This window comes from Gilvimarinus sp. 1_MG-2023 (assembly GCF_030548285.1).
The window spans coordinates 1-287 of the sequence record NZ_JAUOSC010000813.1; the positions used below are offsets into that span (position 1 = coordinate 1).

Genomic DNA, 287 nt, shown 5'->3' on the forward strand with positions numbered 1-287 from the left:
GCGTTATCTGGCCATCAAGACCTTGATGAGCCTTGGCACCGGGGTCTGTATCGGAGTGGTATTGTGGATAATTGGGGTGGATTATGCGCCGGTGTGGGCGGTGATTGCTTTTCTGCTGAATTATATTCCCAATATCGGCTCTATTATTGCGGCTGTTCCGGCTGTGCTGATTGCTTTGATCCAGTTAGGCCCAGGTTCGGCACTGGCAACGGCTATCACCTATGTGGTTGCCAATATGACGTTTGGTAATGTGCTGGAACCCCGCATGATGGGGCGTACGTTGGGGT

At 52.3% G+C, this 287-nt stretch carries 1 protein-coding gene; it reads left to right on the forward strand.

Annotated elements, in window-relative coordinates:
* Positions 1 to 287, forward strand: a 287-nt coding sequence (locus Q4563_RS19150; RefSeq protein WP_303605642.1) for an AI-2E family transporter, incomplete at both ends; no start/stop codon positions are given.